Source organism: Chelativorans intermedius (assembly GCF_025398255.1).
Lineage (GTDB): Bacteria > Pseudomonadota > Alphaproteobacteria > Rhizobiales > Rhizobiaceae > Chelativorans > Chelativorans intermedius.
This window is the reverse complement of the sequence record NZ_JAODNW010000008.1, coordinates 12,165-31,793: the sequence shown is the minus strand read 5'-3', so window position 1 is coordinate 31,793 and position 19,629 is coordinate 12,165. Positions and strand designations below refer to the sequence as shown.

General features: G+C 65.5%; 21 protein-coding genes and 2 tRNA genes. 2 read left to right on the top strand and 21 right to left on the bottom strand.

The window, feature by feature from the left end:
- Nucleotides 1-11: 11 nt before the first annotated feature.
- From nuoK to NYR58_RS08075, 13 genes are all read right to left on the bottom strand, one after another.
- The gene (gene nuoK / locus NYR58_RS08135; protein WP_159586338.1) at nucleotides 12-320 is read right to left on the bottom strand and encodes an NADH-quinone oxidoreductase subunit NuoK; all 309 of its coding nucleotides are present in this window, start codon (nucleotides 318-320) and stop codon (nucleotides 12-14) included.
- 2 nt (nucleotides 321-322) lie between these two features.
- A complete protein-coding gene (locus NYR58_RS08130; RefSeq protein WP_261520004.1) occupies nucleotides 323-943 on the bottom strand; it encodes an NADH-quinone oxidoreductase subunit J in 621 nt (206 codons plus the stop codon).
- A gap of 115 nt (nucleotides 944-1,058) precedes the next feature.
- Nucleotides 1,059-1,550 (bottom strand): NADH-quinone oxidoreductase subunit NuoI, encoded by a 492-nt coding sequence (gene nuoI / locus NYR58_RS08125; RefSeq protein WP_261520003.1) that lies wholly within the window; start codon nucleotides 1,548-1,550, stop codon nucleotides 1,059-1,061.
- A gap of 43 nt (nucleotides 1,551-1,593) precedes the next feature.
- Entirely contained in the window at nucleotides 1,594-2,637 is a 1,044-nt protein-coding gene (gene nuoH, locus NYR58_RS08120; protein ID WP_261520002.1) for an NADH-quinone oxidoreductase subunit NuoH, read from the bottom strand.
- 10 nt (nucleotides 2,638-2,647) lie between these two features.
- Nucleotides 2,648-4,729 (bottom strand): NADH-quinone oxidoreductase subunit NuoG, encoded by a 2,082-nt coding sequence (gene nuoG, locus NYR58_RS08115; RefSeq protein WP_261520001.1) that lies wholly within the window; start codon nucleotides 4,727-4,729, stop codon nucleotides 2,648-2,650.
- Nucleotides 4,730-4,794: 65 nt separating this feature from the next.
- Nucleotides 4,795-6,099 (bottom strand): NADH-quinone oxidoreductase subunit NuoF, encoded by a 1,305-nt coding sequence (gene nuoF / locus NYR58_RS08110; RefSeq protein WP_261520000.1) that lies wholly within the window; start codon nucleotides 6,097-6,099, stop codon nucleotides 4,795-4,797.
- Between the two features lie 4 nt (nucleotides 6,100-6,103).
- Nucleotides 6,104-6,358, bottom strand: a complete 255-nt coding sequence (locus NYR58_RS08105) for a hypothetical protein (protein ID WP_261519999.1) — start codon at nucleotides 6,356-6,358, stop codon at nucleotides 6,104-6,106.
- A gap of 11 nt (nucleotides 6,359-6,369) precedes the next feature.
- On the bottom strand, nucleotides 6,370-7,371 hold the full coding sequence (nuoE, locus tag NYR58_RS08100; RefSeq protein ID WP_261519998.1) for an NADH-quinone oxidoreductase subunit NuoE: 1,002 nt from the start codon (nucleotides 7,369-7,371) through the stop codon (nucleotides 6,370-6,372).
- Nucleotides 7,371-8,561, bottom strand: coding sequence for an NADH-quinone oxidoreductase subunit D (locus tag NYR58_RS08095; RefSeq protein WP_261519997.1), 1,191 nt, complete (start codon nucleotides 8,559-8,561; stop codon nucleotides 7,371-7,373). The genes nuoE and NYR58_RS08095 overlap by 1 nt, the downstream gene beginning before the upstream one ends.
- 66 nt (nucleotides 8,562-8,627) lie before the next feature.
- Nucleotides 8,628-8,996: a four helix bundle protein gene (locus NYR58_RS08090; RefSeq protein ID WP_261519996.1), complete on the bottom strand. Its 369-nt coding sequence runs from the start codon at nucleotides 8,994-8,996 to the stop codon at nucleotides 8,628-8,630.
- A 32-nt stretch (nucleotides 8,997-9,028) separates the two neighbouring features.
- On the bottom strand, nucleotides 9,029-9,637 hold the full coding sequence (locus NYR58_RS08085; RefSeq protein WP_261519995.1) for an NADH-quinone oxidoreductase subunit C: 609 nt from the start codon (nucleotides 9,635-9,637) through the stop codon (nucleotides 9,029-9,031).
- Between the two features lie 9 nt (nucleotides 9,638-9,646).
- Nucleotides 9,647-10,219: a NuoB/complex I 20 kDa subunit family protein gene (locus NYR58_RS08080; RefSeq protein WP_261519994.1), complete on the bottom strand. Its 573-nt coding sequence runs from the start codon at nucleotides 10,217-10,219 to the stop codon at nucleotides 9,647-9,649.
- A complete protein-coding gene (locus tag NYR58_RS08075) occupies nucleotides 10,210-10,575 on the bottom strand; it encodes an NADH-quinone oxidoreductase subunit A (RefSeq protein ID WP_261519993.1) in 366 nt (121 codons plus the stop codon). The genes NYR58_RS08080 and NYR58_RS08075 overlap by 10 nt, the downstream gene beginning before the upstream one ends.
- Nucleotides 10,576-10,946: 371 nt before the next feature.
- Between NYR58_RS08075 and NYR58_RS08070 the strand changes: the two genes are divergently transcribed.
- Nucleotides 10,947-12,155: a winged helix-turn-helix domain-containing protein gene (locus tag NYR58_RS08070; protein ID WP_261519992.1), complete on the top strand. Its 1,209-nt coding sequence runs from the start codon at nucleotides 10,947-10,949 to the stop codon at nucleotides 12,153-12,155.
- A 96-nt stretch (nucleotides 12,156-12,251) separates the two neighbouring features.
- On the opposite strand, the gene NYR58_RS08065 is transcribed toward NYR58_RS08070, so the two are convergent.
- A tRNA-Asp gene (locus NYR58_RS08065) sits at nucleotides 12,252-12,328 on the bottom strand.
- A 188-nt stretch (nucleotides 12,329-12,516) separates the two neighbouring features.
- Here NYR58_RS08065 and NYR58_RS08060 point away from each other — a divergent pair.
- Nucleotides 12,517-12,592 (top strand) — tRNA-Val (locus NYR58_RS08060).
- A 204-nt stretch (nucleotides 12,593-12,796) separates the two neighbouring features.
- On the opposite strand, the gene NYR58_RS08055 is transcribed toward NYR58_RS08060, so the two are convergent.
- The 7 genes from NYR58_RS08055 to NYR58_RS08025 form a co-directional block, all read right to left on the bottom strand.
- Nucleotides 12,797-13,333: a pyridoxamine 5'-phosphate oxidase family protein gene (locus tag NYR58_RS08055; RefSeq protein ID WP_261519991.1), complete on the bottom strand. Its 537-nt coding sequence runs from the start codon at nucleotides 13,331-13,333 to the stop codon at nucleotides 12,797-12,799.
- Nucleotides 13,326-13,682, bottom strand: coding sequence for a hypothetical protein (locus tag NYR58_RS08050; protein ID WP_261519990.1), 357 nt, complete (start codon nucleotides 13,680-13,682; stop codon nucleotides 13,326-13,328). The genes NYR58_RS08055 and NYR58_RS08050 overlap by 8 nt, the downstream gene beginning before the upstream one ends.
- A gap of 18 nt (nucleotides 13,683-13,700) precedes the next feature.
- Nucleotides 13,701-14,870 carry a peptidogalycan biosysnthesis protein gene (locus tag NYR58_RS08045; RefSeq protein WP_261519989.1) on the bottom strand — a complete coding sequence of 390 codons (1,170 nt, stop codon included), beginning with the start codon at nucleotides 14,868-14,870 and terminating at the stop codon, nucleotides 13,701-13,703.
- Between the two features lie 5 nt (nucleotides 14,871-14,875).
- Complete coding sequence (locus NYR58_RS08040) at nucleotides 14,876-15,628, bottom strand: class I SAM-dependent methyltransferase (protein ID WP_261519988.1); 753 nt, start codon at nucleotides 15,626-15,628, stop codon at nucleotides 14,876-14,878.
- Between the two features lie 126 nt (nucleotides 15,629-15,754).
- The gene (locus tag NYR58_RS08035; protein ID WP_261519986.1) at nucleotides 15,755-16,900 is read right to left on the bottom strand and encodes a helix-turn-helix transcriptional regulator; all 1,146 of its coding nucleotides are present in this window, start codon (nucleotides 16,898-16,900) and stop codon (nucleotides 15,755-15,757) included.
- Nucleotides 16,878-18,056, bottom strand: a complete 1,179-nt coding sequence (locus tag NYR58_RS08030) for a helix-turn-helix transcriptional regulator (protein ID WP_261519985.1) — start codon at nucleotides 18,054-18,056, stop codon at nucleotides 16,878-16,880. The genes NYR58_RS08035 and NYR58_RS08030 overlap by 23 nt, the downstream gene beginning before the upstream one ends.
- 230 nt (nucleotides 18,057-18,286) lie before the next feature.
- Nucleotides 18,287-19,597 (bottom strand): surface lipoprotein assembly modifier, encoded by a 1,311-nt coding sequence (locus NYR58_RS08025; RefSeq protein ID WP_261519984.1) that lies wholly within the window; start codon nucleotides 19,595-19,597, stop codon nucleotides 18,287-18,289.
- Nucleotides 19,598-19,629: the final 32 nt, after the last annotated feature.

Genomic DNA, 19,629 nt, shown 5'->3' with positions numbered 1-19,629 from the left:
AGGTCCCCTCTTCAGCCTTTCATCATGTTGATGTCTTCGACCGCGATGGACCCGCGGTTGCGGAAGAAGACCACCAGGATGGCAAGGCCGATGGCGGCCTCGGCCGCGGCAACGGTGAGAACGAACAGCGCGAAGACCTGGCCCACCAGATCCCCGAGCACCGCAGAGAAGGCGATGAAATTGAGGTTGACGGCGAGCAGGATCAGCTCGACCGACATCAGGATGATGATGACGTTCTTGCGGTTCAGGAAAATGCCGAACACGCCGAGCGTGAACAGGATCGCCGAAACCGTGAGATAGTGCGCGATGCCGACTTCCATGGTCAGATCCCCTCGCCCGTTTCCACCTTGCGGATCTCGATGGCCGTCGCCGGCGTGCGCGCCACCTGGGCAGCAATGTTCTGGCGCTTGACGTTGGCCTTGTGGCGCAGGGTCAGCACGATGGCGCCGATCATGGCCACCAGAAGCACGAGGCCCGCAATCTGGAAGAAGAAGATGTAATCCGTGTAGAGAATGTCGCCCAGGGCGGCGGTGTTGTGGCGCTCGGCCACGGGCGGCGCCGGCCGCGCCACCTGGCTTGCGATCTCCGGCGAGAAGGCATAGCCGCCCAGCACCACCACCAGCTCGACGGCCAGGATGATGCCCACCGTGGCGCCGATGGGCGCGTATTGCAGCGCGCCCTGCTTGAGCTCGGCGAAATCGACGTCGAGCATCATGACCACGAAGAGGAAGAGCACCGCCACCGCGCCGACATAGACGATGAGCATGATCATCGACAGAAACTCCGCGCCGGTGAGCAGGAAGAGCGCGGCAGCGTTGAAGAAGGTGACGATCAGGTAGAGAACCGAATGAACGGGGTTGCGCGCGGAGATGACCATGAAGGCCGCCGCAACCGCAATGAAGGCGAAGATATAGAAGAAGATCGCCCCGAGTCCTGTCAGCATCGATTCCCTCGACAGTTTGCCTGGCCGGAACGGCCGCTCCGGCCCGATTTTGCCCGCCATCGGCGGGCGGTTTGCTCTTAGACGAGCGCCCTCTCCTCGTCCACTCCCTCAGCGCCTACCGATAGGGCGCATCCAAAGCGATGTTGCGGGCAAGCTCGCGCTCCCACCGGTCGCCGTTGGCCAGAAGCTTCTGCTTGTCGTAGTAGAGCTCCTCGCGCGTTTCCGTCGCGAACTCGAAGTTCGGCCCCTCCACGATGGCATCCACCGGGCACGCCTCCTGGCAGAAGCCGCAATAGATGCACTTCACCATGTCGATGTCGTAGCGCACGGTGCGGCGCGTGCCGTCGTTGCGGCGCGGACCCGCCTCGATGGTGATCGCCTGGGCGGGGCAGATCGCCTCGCACAGCTTGCAGGCGATGCAGCGCTCCTCGCCATTGGGGTAGCGCCTGAGCGCGTGCTCGCCGCGGAAGCGCGGACTGATCGGCCCCTTCTCATGTGGGTAGTTGATCGTGTATTTCGGCGCGAAGAACTGGCGCATCGACAGGAGGACGGCGCCCACGAACTCCTTGAGAAGAAGGCTTTTTGCGGCTTGAGCGAGAGCTGACATCGTCATTCTCCGGCAGGGGTGGAGGGGCTGGGCACGAGGTTCCTCATGCCAGGCCCGTGAACTTCAGGAACGCCGCAGTGGCCGCCACCATGAACAGCGAGATGGGCAGGAACACCTTCCAGCCAAGCCGCATGAGCTGGTCGTAGCGGTAGCGCGGCAGGAACGCCTTGACCAGGGCGAACATGAAGAAGACCAGCACCACCTTGAGCACGAACCAGAAAACCCCCGGCAGCCAGGTGAAGGGCGCAAAGTCGAAAGGCGGCAGCCAGCCTCCCAGGAACAGGATGGTGGTGAGGGCGCACATGAGCACGATGGCCACGTACTCGCCCAGGAAGAAGAGCAGGAACGGCGTCGAGGAATACTCGATCATGTGACCGGCCACGAGCTCCGACTCCGCTTCCACCAGGTCGAAAGGCGGGCGGTTGGTCTCGGCGAGCGCCGAGATGAAGAAGATGATGAACATCGGGAACAGGGCCAGCCAGTGCCAATCCAGGAAGGAATTGGGCAGGCCGAGCATGGTGCCGAGGCCATCGCGCTGCGACAGCACGATGTCGGTGAGATTGAGCGAACCGACGGCAAGCAGCACGGTGACAATGACGAAGCCGATGGAAACCTCGTAGGAGACCATCTGCGCCGCCGACCGCAGAGCGCCGAGGAAGGGATATTTCGAGTTCGACGCCCAGCCACCCATGATGACGCCATAGACCTCCAGCGAGGCAATGGCGAAGACATAGAGGATGCCGACATTGATGTCGGCGATCGCCCAACCCTCGTTCACCGGGATTACCGCCCAGGAGGCGATGGCCAGCGTGGCGGCCACCAGCGGCGCCAGAAGGAACACGCCCTTGTTGGCACCCGAGGGGATGACCGGCTCCTTGAAGACGAACTTGAAGAGGTCGGCAAAAGCCTGCAGCAGCCCCCAGGGGCCCACCACATTGGGCCCGCGGCGAAGCTGCACGGCCGCCCAGACCTTGCGATCCGCATAGAGCAGATAGGCCACGAAAATGAGCAGCGCGACGATCAGCACGACCGACTGCAGCAGAATGGTGAGGCCCGGAAGCACGTAGGCTGTGAAGAACGTTTCCATGGTCCCGTCCCTACTCGGCCGCCTGTTTCAATTCGCCGCGCGCCAGAGCCGAGCACTCGGCCATCACCGCCGAGGCGCGGGCGATGGGATTGGTGAGATAGAAGTCCTTCACCGGCGAGGCGAAGGGTGCCTTGCGAAGCCGCCCGCCGAGCCCGGCCAGGGCCACGACATCCTTCGGATCGCCGGGCGCGATGGCATCGACGGCGGCCAGATGCGGATGCTCCTCATAGAGCTTCGCCCTGAGCGCGGCAAGCGAGTCGAAGGGAAGCCTGTGGCCCAGAACGTCGGAGAGCGCGCGCAGGATGGCCCAGTCCTCGCGGGCGTCGCCCGGCGCGAAGCCGGCGCGGAAGGTCATCTGCACGCGGCCTTCCGTGTTGACATAGGTTGCCGACTTCTCCGTGTAGGCCGCCCCCGGCAGGATGACATCGGCGCGATGGGCGCCGGCATCGCCATGGGTGCCGATATAGACGGTGAAGGCATCCCCGATGGCGCTCATGTCGATCTCGTCGGCGCCAAGCAGGAAAAGAACATCCATCGCGCCCATCATGCCGGCGACATCCTTTCCGCCCTCCTGCGGCACGAAGCCGATGTCGAGACCGCCCACACGGGCGGCGGCGGTGTGCAGCACGGCAAAGCCGTTCCACTGAGCGTCGACAGCCCCGACGGCCTCCGCCAGGCGGGCCGCATGGGCCAGCACCGCACGCCCGTCCGGGCGCGCCAGCGCACCCTGGCCGAGGAGAACCATCGGGCGCCTGGCCTTCTTCAGAACGGAGAAGAAGCTGCCCTTGCCCCCGGCAAGCTCGGCCAGCGTCTCGGGGCCTGTGCCCAGATGCTGGTAGTCGTAGCGCAGATCCGCCTGCTCGCCGATCACGCCGATGGGGAAGGTGCCCATGCGCCAGCGCTTGCGGATGCGCGCGTTGAGCACGGCGGCCTCCAAGCGCGGATTGGCGCCAACGATGAGAAGCGCGTCTGCCTCCTCAATGCCCTCGATGGTGGGGTTGAAGAGGTAGCTTGCCCGGCCGAGCGCGGGATCGAGCGCAGCGCCATCCTGCCGGCAGTCGATGTTGGGCGAGCCCAGCGAGCGCATCAGCGCCTTGAGCGCATACATCTCCTCGACGCCGGCCAGATCGCCGGCGATGGCGCCGATCCTGTCCGGCTGCGCGCCGGCAACGGCGGCGGCAACCGCCTCGAACGCCTCGCTCCAGGTGGCAGGCTGGAGGCGCCCGTCCCGGCGTACATACGGCCGGTCGAGACGCTGGGTGCGCAGGCCGTCCCAGATGAAGCGCGTCTTGTCGGAGATCCACTCCTCGTTCACGGCCTCGTTGACGCGCGGCAGAATGCGCATCACCTCGCGGCCGCGCGCATCCACCCGGATGGCCGAGCCCACGGCGTCCATCACGTCGATGGACTGGGTCTTGGATAGCTCCCACGGCCGCGCCTGGAAGGCATAGGGCTTGGAGGTGAGCGCGCCGACGGGACACAGGTCGATGACGTTGCCCTGGAGCTCGGACGTCATGGCCTGCTCCAGATAGGTGGTGATCTCCATGTCCTCGCCGCGGCCCGTAGCGCCGAGCTCGGAAATGCCCGCAACCTCCGTGGTGAAACGCACACAGCGCGTGCAGTGGATGCAGCGCGTCATGATGGTCTTGACCAGCGGGCCGATGTACTTGTCCTCCACGGCGCGCTTGTTCTCGTGGAAGCGCGAGGAGTCGACGCCATAGGCCATCGCCTGGTCCTGCAGGTCGCACTCGCCGCCCTGATCGCAGATGGGGCAGTCGAGCGGGTGGTTGATGAGCAGGAACTCCATCACCCCCTCGCGCGCCTTCTTGACCATCGGCGTCTTGGTGAAGATTTCCGGCAGCTCGCCATTGGGCCCGGGGCGCAGGTCGCGCACGCCCATGGCACAGGAAGCGGCGGGCTTCGGCGGTCCGCCCTTCACCTCCACGAGGCACATGCGGCAATTGCCGGCAACGGACAGCCGCTCATGGAAGCAGAAACGCGGAATCTCGGCCCCCGCCTCCTCCGCCGCCTGCAGCAGCGTGTAGTGGTCGGGAACCTCGACTTCGATGCCGTCGACTTTCAGTCTAGCCATGGCTGCCCTCAATGATGCGTGATGACGCGGACGACGATGTCCGGTTGGCTTGCATCCATTTCTCCCTACTCCGCTGCCACGAGCGCGGGCTGCGCGCGGTGGGCATTGCGGGTAAATTCGTCGATGCGCCGCTCGATCTCCGGGCGGAAGTGGCGGATGAGACCCTGGATCGGCCAGGCCGCCGCATCACCCAGCGCGCAGATGGTGTGGCCCTCCACCTGCTTGGTGACGTCGAGGAGCATGTCGATTTCCTCGCGCCGCGCCTCGCCGCGCACCAGCCGCTCCATGACGCGCCACATCCAGCCCGTGCCCTCGCGGCAGGGTGTGCACTGGCCGCAGCTTTCGTGCTTGTAGAAATAGGAGAGCCTGGCAATCGCCTTCACGATGTCGGTGGACTTGTCCATGACGATGACGGCGGCCGTGCCGAGGCCCGATTTCAGCTCCCTCAGCGCGTCGAAATCCATCGGCGTGTCGATGATCTGCTCGGCCGGCACCAGCGGCACCGAGGAGCCGCCGGGAATGACGGCCAGCAGGTTGTCCCAGCCGCCGCGAATGCCGCCGCAATGGCGCTCGATCAGCTCGCGGAAGGGAATCGACATCTCCTCTTCCACCGTGCACGGGTTTTCCACATGGCCGGAGATGCAGAAGAGCTTGGTGCCCTTGTTGTTCTCCCGCCCGAAGGAGGAAAACCAGGCCGCGCCGCGGCGCAGGATGGTGGGAGCCACGGCGATCGACTCCACGTTGTTGACCGTGGTCGGGCAGCCATAGAGACCCACATTGGCCGGGAATGGGGGCTTCAGCCGCGGCTGACCCTTCTTGCCCTCCAGGCTTTCCAGGAGGGCCGTCTCCTCGCCGCAGATATAGGCGCCGGCGCCGTGATGGACGAAGACGTCCATATCCCAGCCGTGCTTGTTGTTCTTGCCCAGAAGGCCCGCCTCGTAGCACTCGTCGATGGCCCTTTGCAGCGCCTCGCGCTCGCGGATGAACTCGCCGCGCACATAGATATAGGCCGTGTGCGCGCCCATGGCGAAGCCGGCCACGAGGCAGCCTTCGATCAGCGTGTGCGGATCGTGACGCATGATGTCGCGATCCTTGCAGGTGCCAGGCTCCGACTCGTCCGCATTGACGACCAGATAATGCGGACGCCCATCGCTTTCCTTGGGCATGAAGGACCACTTCAGCCCCGTCGGGAAGCCGGCACCGCCGCGCCCGCGCAGCCCCGACGCCTTCATCTCGTTGATGATCCAGTCGCGGCCCTTCTCGAGGATCGCCTTGGTGCCATCCCAATGGCCGCGCGCCATGGCCCCCTTCAGAGACCGGTCGAAATGGCCGTAGATATTGGTGAAAATGCGGTCCTTGTCCGACAGCACGGCCCTACTCCGCTGTTTCGTCCACAATGTCGATGCGGCGCCCGATCCGGCTCATCCGCCCGTCCATGCGTCCCGAGGAATGGTTGATGTTGGCGATGTCCGTATGCGCCGCGTCCGTCTCCGGGGAAAGGCCGCGCAAGCGCGCCGAAAGCGGGAACAGCCGGTTGTTCACCGCGCCCAGCCCACGCTCGATGTTGCCCCAGCACCCCCGTATGGGCCTGAGCGCCTCATGGATCAGATCGTTGGTGACTGCGGCCATGTTCGGTCTCCTCAGCGCGGCTTCTTGCCGAAGACGCGTTCGTATTCGGCAACGCCGCCCTTGGCGAGCGCCTTGGCCTGGGCCACCCAGTCCTCGCGCTCGATGCGACCCTTGAAGCGCAGGTAGGTATCCACCCACTCGCGCTCCGCCTTCTTCCACCTGGCGATCTGTGCATAGGTATAAATGCCCAGATCGTTGAGGATGCCCTCGATCTTGGGGCCGACGCCGGAAATGAGCTTCAGATCATCCGGCCTTTCCGGGCGCTCGATGCCCTGCGGCCTGTTCTTCTCGTCGGCGGCGGGCGATGCGGCGGCCTTCGGCGCGGCCGCCTTGCCGGAAGAGGCGGCCCGGGCGCCCGAGCCCGCCTGCTGCCTGCCGCGTGCGGGGAAGCGGATGATGGCGCTTTCGTCCGTCAGCGTGGTGAGGCCGGAGGCCGGCGCGGAGGTGAAGCGGTCGATCTGCGGGCCAGGCTCGATGGTGTCGCCCTTGCCTGCCTCGAAGGCGTCGATGATCTCTTCCAGGCGCTGGGGCGTCAGATCCTCGTAGGTGTCCTTGAAGATCATGACCATGGGCGCGTTCACGCAGGCGCCCTGGCACTCCACCTCCTCCCAGGACAGCGTGCCCGCCTCATTGGTATGGAAAGGCTCGGGATGGATCCTGCGCTTGCAGACCTCGATGAGCTCGCCAGCCCCCCGCAACATGCACGGCGTGGTTCCGCACACCTGCACATGGGCGCGCGTGCCCACCGGGGCGAGCTGGAACTGGGTGTAGAAGGTCGCCACCTCAAGCACGCGGATGAGCGGCATGTCCAGCATGCGGGCCACATGCTCGATGGCCGCCCGCGTGACCCAGCCCTCCTGCTCCTGCGCGAGCATGAGCAGCGGGATGACCGCGGAATGCTGCCGCCCCTTGGGATACTTCTTGATCCAGCGCTTTGCCTCCGCCTCGTTGGCGCGCGAGAAGGCGAAGGAGGCGGGCTGGACGGCTTCGTCTGCGAGACGGCGGACTGACATTATCTGTCTACCTCACCAAACACGATGTCGAGGGAGCCGAGCACGGCGGCAACGTCTGCCAGCATGTGACCGCGGCACAGGAAGTCCATCGCCTGGAGATGGGCGAAGCCCGGCGCGCGCAGCTTGCAGCGGTAGGGCTTGTTGGTGCCGTCGGAGACGAGATAGACGCCGAACTCGCCCTTGGGCGCCTCCACAGCGGCATACACCTCGCCCGCCGGCACGTGATAGCCCTCGGTGTAGAGCTTGAAGTGGTGGATGAGCGCCTCCATGGAGCGCTTCATCTCGCCGCGCTTGGGCGGCACGATCTTGGCCGAAGTGTTGGAAACCGGGCCGTTGCGGTTCTCGCCCAGCAGGCGCTCCACGCACTGGCGCATAATCCTGGCCGACTGACGCATCTCCTCCATGCGGATGAGATAGCGGTCGTAATTGTCGCCGTTCTTGCCCACCGGGATGTCGAAATCGAGCTGCGGATAGCACTCGTAGGGCTGGCTCTTGCGCAGGTCCCACGCCGCGCCCGAGCCGCGCACCATCACGCCGGAAAAGCCCCATGCCCAGGCATCTTCCAGCTTGACGACGCCGATGTCGACATTGCGCTGCTTGAAGATGCGGTTCTCGGTCAGGAGCTCGTCGAGATCGGCCACCGTCTTGAGGAACGGGTCGATCCACTTGCCGATGTCCTCCACCAGCTTCTCCGGCAGGTCCTGATGCACGCCGCCGGGGCGGAAATAGGCCGCGTGCATGCGCGAGCCGGAGGCGCGCTCGTAGAAGACCATCAGCTTCTCGCGCTCTTCGAAGCCCCACAGCGGCGGGGTGAGCGCGCCGACGTCCAACGCCTGGGTGGTGATGTTCAGCAGGTGGTTCAGGATGCGGCCGATCTCGGAATAAAGCACGCGGATCAACTGCCCGCGAATCGGCACCTCGATGCCCAGAAGCCGCTCGACGGCAAGCGCGAAGGCATGCTCCTGGTTCATCGGCGCGACATAGTCGAGCCGGTCGAAATAGGGCACGGCCTGCAGATAGGTCTTGTGCTCGATCAGCTTCTCGGTGCCGCGATGCAGAAGCCCGATATGCGGATCGACGCGCTCCACGACCTCTCCGTCAAGCTCGAGCACGAGCCGCAAAACGCCATGCGCCGCGGGATGCTGCGGGCCGAAGTTGATGTTGAAGTTGCGGACGGATGTCTCAGGCACGCGACACCTTCCTTTCGGTGCAGAAGCGAATAGCGAATAGCGAATAGCGAATAGCGAACCAGCGCATCACGCCATCCTTTCCTGCAGCCTTCTGATCATTGACCTGATCATCTTCCCGATCTCTTCCGTTGCGCCCAGCAGGTTCTGCGTCCTCGCCTCATCAATCAACTCAAGCCGCGATGCCAGCAGCAGATAGGTCTCAAGCTCCTTGAGCGACCCCTGCGACACGCGCAGAAACTGAACAAAAGACCCCGTGTTTTCCCTGCCATGTCCTTCCGCGACATTGGCCGCCACCGATGCGGCTGCCCGCCTTATCTGACTCGTCATGCCGTACAGTTCTTCTTTCGGAAAGGAATGCGTGATTTCGTAGCAATCAACTGCCAAGTCCATGGCCAATTGCCAAACCCGAAGATCCCGATATGAACTGACCGACAAACACGAAGCCCCTATTCGCTATTCGCCATTCCCTACTCGCTCTTTCCAGCCTTCTCATCGCCCGGCAGCACGTATTCCGTTCCTTCCCAGGGCGACAGGAAATCGAAGTTGCGGAACTCCTGGCGCAGGTCCACCGGCTCGTAGATCACCCGCTTGGCGTCGTCGTCGTAGCGCACCTGGACAAAGCCGGAGAGGGGAAAATCCTTTCTCAGCGGATGGCCCTCGAAGCCGTAATCGGTGAGGATGCGGCGCAGGTCCGGGTGGCCGGTGAACAGCACGCCGTAGAGGTCGTAGACCTCGCGCTCGTACCACTCGGCCGCCGGAAACACCTCCACCACCGAGGGCACCGGCGTGTCCTCGTCCGTTGCCACCTTGACGCGAATGCGCTGGTTCTGGCGCGGGGACAGGAGGTGGTAGACCACATCGAAGCGCTTCTCGCGCGCCGGATAGTCGACGCCCGAAATGTCGATGAAGGCGAAGAACTGGCACTGCACGTCGTCGCGCAGGAAGGTGAGCACATCGACGATGTCGCCGGACTCCACGAACAGCGTCAGCTCGCCATGCGCCACCATGGCGTCCTGGATCTGCGCGTCCAGCTTCTCGGTGATGTAGGCGGCAAGGTCTTTCAGGGCTTCGCTCACGCCTGCCTCCTAGCGCTCGATGGTGCCTTCGCGGCGAATCTTCTTCTGCAGCAGAAGAATGCCGTAAAGCAGGGCCTCGGCCGTGGGCGGGCAGCCGGGCACGTAAATGTCGACCGGCACGATGCGGTCGCACCCGCGCACCACCGAATAGGAATAGTGGTAATAGCCGCCGCCATTGGCGCAGGAGCCCATGGAGATGACATAGCGCGGCTCGGGCATCTGGTCGTAGACCTTCCTGAGCGCCGGCGCCATCTTGTTGGTGAGCGTGCCGGCCACGATCATGACGTCGGACTGGCGCGGGCTGGCGCGCGGGGCGATGCCGAAACGCTCGGCATCATAGCGCGGCATGGAGACGTGCATCATCTCTACCGCGCAGCAGGCGAGCCCGAAGGTCATCCACATCAGCGAGCCGGTGCGCGCCCAGGTGATCAGCGCCTCGGAGGAGGTGACGAGGAAGCCCTTGTCGGACAGCTCTTCGTTCACCGCGCCATAGAACGGGTCGTCCTGGCCCACCGGATTGCCCGTGCGCGGGTCGATCAGCCCCTTGGGCTGGGGGGCGACGAGGGTGTCGTTCAATCCCATTCCAGCGCTCCCTTCTTCCATTCGTAGATGAAGCCGATGGTCAACACGCCCAGGAACACCATCATCGACCAGAAGCCGAGCCAGCCGATCTCGCCGAAGGACACCGCCCAGGGGAACAGGAACGCCACTTCGAGATCGAAGATGATGAACAGGATGGCCACCAGGTAGAAGCGCACATCGAACTTCATGCGCGCATCGTCGAAGGCGTTGAAGCCGCACTCATAGGCCGACAGCTTCTCCGGGTCGGGGTTGCGGAAGGCCAGGATGAAGGGGGCAACGACCAGCGCAAGGCAGACGCCGAGCGCCACGGCCAGAAAGATGACGATGGGTAGATATGAACTCAAGAGATCGTTCATGGTCCGACTTTCCGTTGCCCGCGCGGCGCGGGGCTCCGTACTGGGGCATGTCGCCTGGCCGCCGGCACCTCGTGGCCCGCAGCGCGGCAAAGCCCATGCTGCAACGCGGCGAGGGTTAGCGCAGCCGGTCAGGGGAAGCAAGTCAAACATTGGCAAAAACAGGGCAAACCCCGATCCGGCACGCCGGCCCCAGGCACTGCGGGAGGGCCGGGCGGCCTCCAATCAGTTAAGCGCCGGGAAGCGCCGCTTGAACCCCCTCTGCCAACGATCTGTCAGCAGGGACGGCCGCCGGCAGCAAAACGGGTGGCAGGCGGCGGGCCGAGCCGCTAGCCTTGGCGCCGGCAGGCAGCGTTGACGCCGAGAGGATGCAGATGACACGGGGGGAGAAGCTGACGCGGCGACAGGTGCGGCGAATTGCCCTTGCCGCGCAGGGCTTCGCAGACCCCGCGCCGCGCGGCGCCATTACCAGGCGCCACCTGGCGCGGGTGCTTTCGCGCACCGGCCTGTTCCAGATCGACTCGGTGAATGTCCTCACGCGGGCCCACTACATGCCGCTCTTCTCGCGCATCGGCCCCTACCCCGCCGCCCTTCTGGAACGGGCCGCCTGGCGCCGCCCGCGCGCCCTGTTCGAGTATTGGGCGCACGAGGCATCGCTCCTGCCGGTGGAGACGCAGCCGCTGCTGCGCTGGCGCATGGCGCGCGCGGAGGCGGGCGAAGGCATCTATGGCCGGCTTGCCGCGTTCGGGCGGGAGCGCCGCGCCTTCATCGAGACGGTGCTGGGCGAGGTGGAACGGCGCGGCCCGCTTGCCGCCTCCGACATCGACGGGCACACCGGCACCAGCGGCTGGTGGGCGTGGAGCGAGGTCAAGCATGCGCTGGAATGGCTGTTCTGGGCGGGCCACATCACCACCCATTCGCGCCGGCCCAGCTTCGAGCGGCTCTACGACCTGCCCGAACGGGTGCTGCCGCCGGCCGTGCTGGCCACCCCCACCCCACGGCCGGAAGATGCCCAGCGCGCCTTGGTCGAGATTGCCGCGCGCGCCCTCGGCGTTGCCACGGCGCGCGACCTGCGCGACTATTTCCGCCTGCCGCCGGGCGACTGCCACCCGCGCATCGCCGAGCTTGTGGAGGAAGGCGTGCTCGAACCCGTGCGCGTGGAGGGCTGGCCGCAGCAGGCCTATCTGCACCGCGATGCGCGCCTGCCGCGCAGGGTGCGCGCACGGGCGCTGCTCGCCCCCTTCGACCCGCTCGTATGGGAGCGCGGGCGCGCCGAACGGCTGTTCGACTTCCGCTACCGGATCGAGATCTATACACCGGCGCAGAAACGGGTGCACGGCTACTACGTCCTGCCCTTCCTGCTTGGCGAGCGCATCGTCACCCGCGTCGACCTCAAGGCCGATCGGCAGGCCGGCCGCCTGCGCGTGCAGGCCGCCCATGCGGAGGCGGCAGCACCGGCGCATACGGCGGAGGCGCTTCTGGCCGCACTTCACGAGATGGCAGGCTGGCTGGGGCTTGCGGAGGTGGAGGTGGTGCCCAATGGCGGCCTTGCGCCGCAGCTTGCCGCCGCGCGCGCGGCGTGACGCGGCAGCCGAGACGCCGCAACGGCGCTTGCCGGCCCTGCCGCATTTCGCGGCCGGCTTCGGCAAATCTCCACATTTTCAACCAGGGATTGAAAATGGCGCGAGTGACGGGGCTCGAACCCGCGACCTCCGGCGTGACAGGCCGGCACTCTAACCAACTGAGCTACACCCGCGCTTGGGACGACACCGCGGCGGTGTCGTGGCGGTCACTTAGGCGCTTCGCGTGTGCCTGTCAAGCGGGTTGAGAAACCTTTGAGGGGGGAATCTGTCCGCAGGGCGTGGCAGCCCTGCCGGGCGATTTCTTCTTGCGATTGCACGGCGAAGGGCCTAAACGGACGGGTCCGAAGGCTGGCCTTGGCACGGGCGATTAGCTCAGCTGGTAGAGCGCCTCGTTTACACCGAGGATGTCGGGAGTTCGAGTCTCTCATCGCCCACCATCTCATGCCCTCTCCCTCCAGCATGCCCTCTCCCTCCAGAAGGCGGGACACAAAGCGTAGACGTTCATCCATCACCGAGCACTCTCTCCACGGCATCAACACCTCCGGCCAAAAGCCAAAAGTGTTGCCCATATCTCCGGTACAAATCGTCACCTATGTCTCAGGTCGGGCACCCGCCCCTGCCCGCTGCGCGGGAGGAGGCTGTTATGGAGCGGGGGTGAGGAGGGCTTGCGGGTTTTCGATCTCCAGGCGGGCGTCCACCTTGTCCTCCAGCCAGCGGGCGAGGTCGAGCAGCCAGAGGCGCTCCACCGTCAGCTCGTAGAAGCGGCGTGGGCCGGTATCCGTGAACTCGGCAAGCGGCAGCATCCATTGCCTGCGAACCGTCTCGTCCGGGAAGTTTCGCCGGTAGTATTCCGCGTGCACGCCGGCAGCCTCCGGCTCGGGAATGGCGCGGGCGCTGCCCGCGAGCTGCAGTCCGTCGAGGCCGACGGGGGACTGTTCCGCGGCGAGATCGGTGCGAAAGATCGAGCCGGTGACCTCGGAGCCTGTCTCGATGTTGCGCGAGTGCTGTGCCCGCCGCATCGAGTACCAGACCAGCCGCAACGGTGCGGTGCGGAGAAGCACATAATTGACGGTGGAGGCCCAAGGGCGGCCGCCGGTATCGGCCGTGGCCAGGGTGATGAACCGGGCGCTCGTCATCAGCAGCGTGGCGCGCTGGGCAGAAGACGGCAGATCAGCCATGGTGCCCTCCCGCGGTCGGCCGCTTCACCGGCGCATCGTTGAGCAGCCGCGCCTCCGTGATCTCCCACCACAGATCCTGCTCGACGCGCCGCCTCTCCCAGGCGGCATCCCGCGAGCGGCGGGCCACCTCGCGGCGATAGGCACCCCATGCAGCCTCGTCCTCGAAGGCGATGAAGTGCTCCAGCGCGTGTACATCCTGGCCGATAGTGCGCACATACCAGCGCGAATCGCGCGCCATGTCGAGCCCGTCATAGAACCAGGCTTCCCGCTCGCCGATCCAGCGCCAGAAAGCCTGCAGGTTGGTGCGGGCGTGGGCGGTGGGGCGGAACGTATAGACGAGATGCAGCATCTCTCCCTCTCCTCTCCATCAGGCCGTTTCGGATTCCAGAAGGTCCCAGTCGGGGACGAGGTGCCCCGAGAACGTCTTGCGGTAGTGTTCGAGAAACGCGCGGTTGTGCCGGCGGACGGCTGCCCGCGCGATGCGCGACCGTTCCACGCACCGCACCACAAGGGCCTGCGGCTCGAGCCTGGCGCCGCGGTTGACCTTGGCGCGCAGGGCATCGGTCGAAAGCCGCAACACCTTCAGTCCCTGAGCCGCCGCATAGTCGAGCGTCTCATAGTAGCAAAGGACGAAATATCTGCGGTCGTCCTCCTCATAGGCGTAGTCGGCCCCGAAATAGCGCATGTGCAACGCTCTGCCGAAACGATAGACGATGATGAGGGCCGTGACCCCTTCCGCGCGCCGGGCGAGCGCGGCGACGCCGCAGCGCATCACGCCTGCCCGTCGCTGCGCATGCAATATCCTCAGCATCCAGGCGCGGCCCTGCCGGCTTCCGTGGCGGGCCCGGGTCTGGGCGATCAGATCGGCGGCAAGCTGGTCGTCCAGCGCTTCGGCCGGCACCCATTCGACGCGGTTTCCGAACTGCCGGAACATCTCCATCTCCTTGGCGCACTGGTGCCGGTCATGGCTGTTCCACTGCGCCATGGCGCCGGCCAGACCGCCGGGCGGCACGAGCCGCACCGCCTGCGCAGAATGCAAGACCACGGTGCCCTGTACGGCCTCGGCGAACTCCAGCGCCGCCCGATAGGGCATATAGGGCATCACGAAGCCGGCCAGGCCGCGGCGGCGCGTGTGCTGCACGATGCTGTCGCCCAAAGCCTGGAGCGCCTGCCTTCTCGACGCGCCGGCGATACAGGGGAGCTCGTTGTGCGTGTTGCGGCGGCCCCCCAGCCACAGGAAATCCTCCCCCCAAGGTCCGGCGACGCCCTGCATGAGGTGCGGCAGGGAAAACATGGGCGATGAGGAATCCCCCTCGCTCAGGGGACAGGCGGCCAGCAGCCCGCCGGATCCGCGCACCGTCAGCACCTCGGCCGGACCGAAGGCGAGGTCGAGAGAGGCGAGCCAGCGGTAGCTGTTGTAGAAGTTTTCGTCGCTGACCAGCGCATCCCACTCGTGCTCGTCGATGAATGCCAGCCGCTCCGGCCCGCCGGCATGGGGCGGGCGCGAGACGACACCGCCGTGCGTGGCCAAGGCCATCGGTCCTATCCCCGCTCGCCTTCCACGATGGCTGCATGCGGCTTTTCGAGATAGGCGCGCAGCACCTTGGGCGCCGTCTGCGGGTCGGGATGGGCCGGGCTGTGGGGGTCGTGCCAGTGGACGGTGCGCAGTCCTGCTTCGCGCAGCGCCTTCTCCAGCGTCTCCGCCGACCAGTACCAGGCCGTGACCGCGCCCTGATACCCTCCATGATCGAGCTCAAGCCTGATCGCCCCGCCATCGCGGTAGGGCGCCTGTGGATTCTCGGCAATCAGGCGAAATCCATAGTGGCTGTAGTAACCGGGCGCGGGCTCATAGCGCGGGTGGACGGGCAGCGCCACCAGACGCCCGCCGGGACGCAGCAGGCCCACCATCTCGCCGCACATCGCCTGCAGCTCCGCCCATGTGGAGGCATAGGGCAGCACATAGACGGACAGCACGATGTCGAACTGGCCGGCCAGCTCCGGCCCGAGCCGGGCGGTGAAGGCGATGTCGAACCCCTCCTTCTCGGCCCGGCGGCGCGCATAGTTCAGCATTCCCTCCGTCGGGTCGTAGCCGACGGTCCTGCCGGCGCCGCGCTGCTTGAGCCAGCGGGCATACATGCCGGTACCGCAACCGAAGTCGAGCACGGCCTTTCCGCGCACGTCCCCCAACACCTCCATGACGCTTGGAATCTCGATGTCACGGCGGAAAGGCCATTGGGCCATGTCCTCGTACATGGCGGCCAGATCGTTGAACTGCAGGGCATTTTCCGTAGGCATGGGCACCTCCCGTGTTGCCCGCAATGTGCGCCTCATGCCGTTTATAGAGAAGTCAGCGCGCGGTGATGCTGCCCGCCGATGCAGCCGGTCGGCCATGCTCCCGATGTCCGGCTCAAAGGCCCGCCATCAGAAATCCGCCCCGTTGCGATCGGACCCCGGAAGCCGCGACAGGAGCGCCACCAGCTCGGACTGCCTGTGCGTTCCAGTCTTGTGGAAGATGTCCTTCAGGCGCTGGCGCGCCGTGCCCGCGGTGATGCGCAGGCGCTCGGCCGCCTTGGCCAATGTCCTGCCCGAAGCAAGCTCGACGCACAAAGCGGTCTCGCTCCGCGTAAGCCTGAAAAGGTGCATCAGGACATGATCGCGCGGCACCGGCCTGCCCTCAAGGTCGATGAACACAAGAAGCGCCCTGCCGAAGAGAAATGGAGGGCCGGCGTCGGCAGGAACAGGCAGCGCATCCACGCAGACCGGGCGACGCAGCATCCGGCGCAGGATCACGCCACCCTCTTCGCGCGGTCCGTGAAGCAATGTCTGCCCGATCAGGATCTGCAAGGCCCGATCGTCTTCAGGATTGCGGGCTGCAAGCCGGCCGTGGACAACGGATATGACATCGCCCAGCAGCCGCTCCGCCCGCCGGTTCAAGGCAATCACGCGGCCCCGTGCATCGACGAGAATGCCTCCCCGATCGAGGGACTCCAGCGCTTCGAGGCCGCCGCGTCCGGCCAAGGTCGCCACCTGTTCGGCCATGGTGAGCGCCCGCGACAGGCTGCTTCGCAGACGCAGAAAAAGGCGACGATCGTCCTCGCAGAAAGGTTCTTCATCATCGCGGCGATACAGCGCGAGCGCATATTGGCGCTCCAGCGACTCGAAGGTGATGCCGGCCCACCACAGCAGGCCGTAACGCAGGGAAAAGTCTTGGTACAGCGCTTCCCGCCGATGATCTTCAGGGGTGATGATGTCCTGTTCCAGTAGCACGGGACAGCCGGCATCGACCAGCGGCCAGCCCCGCTCAGCCCGCAGGTCCCGCTTATGCCACTCCTCCTTCACAAAGGCCTGCAGGAATTCCCCCATCTCCTCCGTATAGGGCAGAAACAGGGTGTGCTCCGGCACAATCCGTGGGAACGTCACCGCCGCACAGGCGCCAAGCGCCTTGCAGAATCTCTCAAGGCCGTCATGCCAAAGTGCCGGCTCGAAAGCGGCGCAATAGAGCTGGTCCAGCGCGGATGCCAGCGGTGCCGGGAATGCGGCCGGATCATTCCTCCATCCAAGTTCCATCCTTTGTTCCTCCCCGTGCCACCGATGCGGCCCAGCCAGGACGGTCAGGTGCTCCTCCCACCGAGGGCAGCCGCAACAGGAGCGCCACCAGCTCGGACTGCCTGTGCGTTCCGGTCTTGTGGAAGATGTCCTTCAGGCGCTGGCGCGCCGTGCCCGCGGTGATGCGCAGGCGCTCGGCCGCCTCGGCCAATGTCCTGCCCGAAGCAAGCTCGACGCACAGCTCCGCCTCCGCCGGGGTGAGCTGCAGCAGGACGCGAAGCTGGCGGGCGACCGGCACCGGCCTTTCCCCAAGATCGGTGATCAGGAGAAGCGACCGCGCTGCGGAAAGAAAGGGAACCATCCCCTCCAACGACACCGCCTCCACGAGAAGCGGGCGGTGGCCCGGCCGCTCCATGCGCACGGGATGGGCCTCCTTCAGGCGGCGGTCGCGCCTGTCGCGGCTCTGCAGCAGCGCAAACAGCGCCTGGAGTCGGTTTTCGCTGTCGGGCTGAACGGCATGCAGATGCCCTCCACCATTCAGAAACAACGCGTCGGCCGCCCTGGCCAGAAGCGCCCGTGCCTTTGCGTTGAGGTCGCGAACGCGCCCCTGCCAGTCGAGCACCAGGGCCGCCTTGTCGATCTTTTCAAGAGATTCCAGCCCGCCGCCTGCCCGCTGCCAGGAGAAACGCGCCGTAAGCAGCATCATCCTGCGGAAATGCGGCGCGAAGACCGCCAGCCGCGCGCCCTCCTCCTCGGTGAAGAAGCCGCGGTCCTGTCCCCGCAGCATCGGCAGGCACCAGGAATGCCCGTCGATGGCGAAGGGAATGGCGATGAAGCCTGGATAGCCCCAGCGAAGATAAAGCTCGTTGTAGTGGCGCAGCGTCCTGCGCTCCTCCTCGGTTGACAGATGCTGCTCCAGAACGAAGCGACGCGAGCGCATCAGGGGCCAGCCGCGCTCGGCACGGTAGTGGTTCTGGTACCAGCCACCCTGGACATAATGTTCGAGAAGTTCTGCATAGGAGCGCGACGAGGGAACCCGCAAGGCATCCTGATTCACGTCCTTGGGATAGAACATGGCGCAGTCAGCGCCCGCAGCCCCGGCAAGGGACTGCAGCGCATCGGGCCATTTCTCAGGCTCGACGATCGCCTCGTAGCAATCGTCAATCGCGCGGATCAACCGATTCTCATTGAGTTCCAAAGCCCCTCGCCGGTCAGCACCGACACCCCTACCTGCGGTTTCAATCGCAGTATGGGCAGCCCGTGAGAATTGTGCAACGATTTTCTTCGCGATGCTCGGTCTAAACAGAAAGAATACAGATCTGCGTCAGCAACCCGATGCGCTGGACTTCTCCCGTACTCTCCTTGTCCCAGTCACATTGAAGATTTTCTTCGCCTCCGCTTGCCGCTTCAGAACTTGCGCGTGAGCGTGAGACCGACATCGTGGCTCTGGTAGTCGTAGAAGGCGACGTTGGAGCGCTGCCGCGAATATTCGTAAGTGATCTGGGGTGCAAAGCCCTGAATGGAGAGGCGGCGATGAGCGAGGCTGACGCCGACGGAGAACTTGTCGTCCCGGCGGCGAAAATCCGTGGCGAGGAACGTCGCCAGATAGCGATGGTTTTCATAGGAGGTGAAAAGGGAAGTCATCAGGCCGCCGCGCCACTCCTTGTCCACCTGCAGTCGCGCCACAAGGTCGTTGTGGTCGAGATGGGGCCTGTGTGTCCGCTCCGCGTCGAAGCCGATGGCGGCGGTGAAGCTCAGGGACGGCGACATCAGCCGGCGAAGGCTCAGATTGCCGGCAACCCTGCTGCCGTCCCGATAGTCCCGATCCACATAGTCCTGCAGCAGAGCCGTGAGCGTGATGCCCACCATGTTGCGCTGCCCCACAAGCACGCGGGCCCCGGCAGTAAGGCCGTAACGCACCAGATAGGGCTCCCACCCCGACCAGCGATACTCGAATGTCGGACCGACCGCCGCCGTCACCCGGCCCATCCTGCGCGACAGGGCGAGATTGCCCCCGAGGCTGGCCTCGTCGTAGCGCGTCGTGTCCTTGTATTTCTTGACGTTGACGGCGGCGCTCGCCGTCACCGCGGTGGAAGGGCCGAGACGAAAGGTCTTGAAGGCGTCCGCACCGACGGCTGCGCCGATGCCGCTGGCTTCGCGGGACTCCTCGTCGATCGTGAAGACCAACCCGCCTGCCTTGAAGGTGTGCTTGCCGCTTCCCTTGTTCACATTGGTGGACGGCAGGAGCGACACGTAGAAAGAGTAGCCATGGGTGCGGGCACTGTCGATGTTTTCGAGATAGCGGGCGGCGAAGCGCTGAAGCGCGGGGTCGCCGCTGCCACGGGCGATGGCCTCGAAGTGATATGTGGAGGCCTCCATATCGCCGGCGCGGAAAAGCGTGCGCGCGAGCTCGACGCGGGAGGGCAGGAAGTCCGGTTCGGCCGCCAGAATGGCCCTGAAAATCGCGATGGCACCGGCAAGGTCTTCCTCGTGGACCTTAATGACACCCTCCAGATGGGCGATGTGAAGGGCGGCATCCGGGCGTCCGGCAACCTGCCGGCGCAGCAGCCGGCGCGCCTCGTCATAGTGTCCTGTCGTGACGAGGCGCACCAGAACTGCTCCCCCGGCCTCGCTGGCCTGCGGCTCCGTCCGTGCAGGGACACAGAACAGGACAGCACCAACGAAAAGCGCCAGCGCGCCGCGCAGGGAGACAATCATGCGTTTTCCAGGGCCAGAGTGCAGGGCGGCGG

What these genes read in the sequence shown, in the direction of transcription:
- nuoK (WP_159586338.1), bottom strand. Translation starts at nt 320, where the DNA reads ATGGAAGTCGGCATCGCGCACTATCTCACGGTTTCGGCGATCCTGTTC.
- NYR58_RS08130 (WP_261520004.1), bottom strand. Translation starts at nt 943, where the DNA reads ATGCTGACAGGACTCGGGGCGATCTTCTTCTATATCTTCGCCTTCATT.
- nuoI (WP_261520003.1), bottom strand. Translation starts at nt 1,550, where the DNA reads ATGTCAGCTCTCGCTCAAGCCGCAAAAAGCCTTCTTCTCAAGGAGTTC.
- nuoH (WP_261520002.1), bottom strand. Translation starts at nt 2,637, where the DNA reads ATGGAAACGTTCTTCACAGCCTACGTGCTTCCGGGCCTCACCATTCTG.
- nuoG (WP_261520001.1), bottom strand. Translation starts at nt 4,729, where the DNA reads ATGGCTAGACTGAAAGTCGACGGCATCGAAGTCGAGGTTCCCGACCAC.
- NYR58_RS08105 (WP_261519999.1), bottom strand. Translation starts at nt 6,358, where the DNA reads ATGGCCGCAGTCACCAACGATCTGATCCATGAGGCGCTCAGGCCCATA.
- nuoE (WP_261519998.1), bottom strand. Translation starts at nt 7,371, where the DNA reads ATGTCAGTCCGCCGTCTCGCAGACGAAGCCGTCCAGCCCGCCTCCTTC.
- NYR58_RS08080 (WP_261519994.1), bottom strand. Translation starts at nt 10,219, where the DNA reads ATGGGATTGAACGACACCCTCGTCGCCCCCCAGCCCAAGGGGCTGATC.
- NYR58_RS08075 (WP_261519993.1), bottom strand. Translation starts at nt 10,575, where the DNA reads ATGAACGATCTCTTGAGTTCATATCTACCCATCGTCATCTTTCTGGCC.
- NYR58_RS08070 (WP_261519992.1), top strand. Translation starts at nt 10,947, where the DNA reads ATGACACGGGGGGAGAAGCTGACGCGGCGACAGGTGCGGCGAATTGCC.
- NYR58_RS08055 (WP_261519991.1), bottom strand. Translation starts at nt 13,333, where the DNA reads ATGGCTGATCTGCCGTCTTCTGCCCAGCGCGCCACGCTGCTGATGACG.
- NYR58_RS08050 (WP_261519990.1), bottom strand. Translation starts at nt 13,682, where the DNA reads ATGCTGCATCTCGTCTATACGTTCCGCCCCACCGCCCACGCCCGCACC.
- NYR58_RS08045 (WP_261519989.1), bottom strand. Translation starts at nt 14,870, where the DNA reads ATGGCCTTGGCCACGCACGGCGGTGTCGTCTCGCGCCCGCCCCATGCC.
- NYR58_RS08040 (WP_261519988.1), bottom strand. Translation starts at nt 15,628, where the DNA reads ATGCCTACGGAAAATGCCCTGCAGTTCAACGATCTGGCCGCCATGTAC.
- NYR58_RS08035 (WP_261519986.1), bottom strand. Translation starts at nt 16,900, where the DNA reads ATGGAACTTGGATGGAGGAATGATCCGGCCGCATTCCCGGCACCGCTG.
- NYR58_RS08025 (WP_261519984.1), bottom strand. Translation starts at nt 19,597, where the DNA reads ATGATTGTCTCCCTGCGCGGCGCGCTGGCGCTTTTCGTTGGTGCTGTC.